The organism is Haliscomenobacter sp. (assembly GCF_040403615.1).
Taxonomy (GTDB): Bacteria; Bacteroidota; Bacteroidia; order Chitinophagales; family Saprospiraceae; genus Haliscomenobacter.
In genome coordinates, this window is the sequence record NZ_JBBAKG010000242.1 from 1 (window position 1) to 2,681 (window position 2,681).

Annotated in this window: 2 protein-coding genes; both read left to right on the top strand. The window is 44.5% G+C overall.

Features of this window, described 5'->3' with window-relative positions:
* Nucleotides 1-147 precede the first annotated feature (147 nt).
* Nucleotides 148-1,248: a sensor histidine kinase gene (locus ABW391_RS29250; RefSeq protein WP_353485446.1), complete on the top strand. Its 1,101-nt coding sequence runs from the start codon at nucleotides 148-150 to the stop codon at nucleotides 1,246-1,248.
* A 36-nt stretch (nucleotides 1,249-1,284) separates the two neighbouring features.
* Nucleotides 1,285-2,681, top strand: a 1,397-nt coding sequence (locus ABW391_RS29255; protein WP_502916366.1) for a sensor histidine kinase, incomplete at its 3' end; no start/stop codon positions are given.

Here is a 2,681-nt window from a genome sequence, read left to right on the forward strand (position 1 = left end):
CTCAATTTGGTGTTATTGTTGGTTGTGATCAGTTTATGGCGCAAAAACCCTTTAGTGAAAATTTTCCTTCTAGGGGATAGTTTTTTTATCATTTCCTTCGCAATTGCTCCGCTGTCAGCTTTTCTTGCTTCTTTCAATATCCCCCCTATGTCTACATTTCTTTTTGGCATTGATTTAGCAGATATAGGGGTTTTCTTTCAACAAATCATTTTCGCTTATAGCTTGGCTTTAAGAATTCAGCTTTCCAACCAGGAAAAAGTGAAAGCTCAAGCCCATGCCGTCAAAATCCAAAAGGAAGCAAATCAACAACTAGAGCACAAAGTCCAAGAACGCACCCAACAACTCTACGAAACCAATGAAGATCTGGAAAGAAGTAATGAACAGATTAATGTCAAAAACCTGGAACTGGCTGAAACCCTTTCCACCCTCCGCTCCACCCAAGCCCAACTCATTCAATCCGAAAAACTCGCCTCCCTCGGTGAACTCACCGCGGGTATCGCCCACGAGATTCAGAACCCGCTGAACTTCGTCAACAACTTCGCCGAAGTCAGCGCGGAAATGCTGGACGAAATGGCCGAAGAAATTGAAAAAGGAGATACTGAGGAAGTAAAGGCCATAGCAGCCGACCTCAAACAAAACCTCTCCAAAATCAACCACCACGGCCAACGCGCCTCCTCCATTGTCAAAGGGATGCTGGAACACTCGCGCACAAGCACAGGTATAAAAGAACCCACCGACCTCAACGCCCTGGCCGATGAATACCTGCGCCTGGCTTATCACGGCCTGCGCGCAAAGGACAGCAGTTTTAATGCCACTATGGAAACGCATTTTGATCCCGATTTGCCGAAGGTTTCGGTGATTCCGCAGGACATTGGGCGCGTGCTGCTGAATTTGATAAACAATGCGTTTTATGCGGTCGCTGAGCGTAGTCGAAGTACGGTAGGAGCACCCCTCGGGGGGGCCCATGTCCCCTACCAACCTACGGTAACCATCACCACTAGAAAACTGGCAGACGCAATAGAAATCACAGTCCAAGACAACGGAAACGGCATCCCCGAAGCGATCAAAGACAAAATCTTCCAGCCATTCTTCACCACCAAGCCGACAGGACAAGGCACAGGTTTGGGGCTGAGTTTGGCGTATGATATTGTGACCAAAGGACATGGAGGAACACTCGAAGTGGATAGCCAGGAAAAAATAGGCACATCCTTTGTGATCAGCTTGCCAGTGACAAGCCTAAACCATTAAAAACGAAATTTGAGCACCAAGCTAAAAGTTTACATGATGAATAGATCAACTGTACTTCCTTTATACCTATTGATAGGTTGGCTTATCATTGTCTTAAATACAACTAAAGGGCATTCCCAGCCGATACTACCCGATCAACCATACATCGATAGCATCAGTCGGTTATTGCCTGGCCTGCCCAATGATCGAGTAAAAGTGAATCACCTGGTGACGTTGGCAGGAATGAATACGCCAGCAAATATGGAATTGGCATTGCAGTATTTAAAAGAAGGTTTAAAAATATCGGAAAATATAAATTACACTTTAGGGATCATTAACTGTCTTGGATCAGCCGCATTTTGTCATGCCATCAGGGGCGATTGGCCCAAAGCAACCATGGAGATAAATCGGGCATTGCCCTTGTGTAGAAATGAATATCGGCAGAACCAATTGCACATGTACAACATCATGTTCCTCATTGCTTCGATGAAAGGTGAATCACCTGTAATATGGGGCATAAGACAGATCAACCACCCTGATTTTGCTGTTTTAACTGATTATAAAAAATGGCCAACCTATATGCAATTGGGAAGGGGTTATGAAGGAATCAATCAATTGGATTCGGCAGCCTACTATTCCAAGTTATTGGAACCTTATGTAAAAAAATATGCCCACCTGTCGATCGATCTTGCCAATAATTGCTATATCCTAGCTGCCAATATTGCTTTTAAAAGAAAAGAATATGACAATGCTTTGCGCAACTATCGGATAGCCGGCGATTACATGGGGAGAGCCAAGGTATTTGTCGAAACTGGACCGCGGGATTCCGTATTGTTTTATGGTTTAAAAGGCTTAGCGGAAGCTCAAAATGGAAGAATTCCTGGTTATGTAATGGCTGCTTCAACCTTGCTGGCCAATTATTTTTCAAAGTCCAACCCCGCCGAAGCCAATCGGTATTTAAAACTGTACATAGCAACACAAGAAGAGCAGTATAACATCGAACGCATCAAACAAATTGAACAGATCTCCTTAACCGAGCAAAAGGCCATATTTGACCTGAAAGAAAAAGAAACATCTTTTCGAAGACGGTTGATTCTATTGGGTTTACTGACGATACTCTTCATTTCTGGCATTATTTCTTTCATCTTATGGCGAAACAACCGCATCCGACGCAGTGCAAATGAAGTTTTGCAACGTACCCTCAACGACTTGCGAACTACCCAGGCCCAACTCATCCAATCAGAAAAACTCGCCTCCCTCGGTGAACTGACTGCTGGCATCGCCCACGAAATTCAAAACCCCCTGAACTTCGTCAACAACTTCGCGGAAATCAGCGTGGATTTGGCCAAGGAACTAGATGAAGAAATCGAAAAAGAACCACTTGACAAAGGCCTGGTCAAAGAACTGGTCAAGGACATTTCCCAAAACCAGGAAAAAATCAACCACCACGGCCA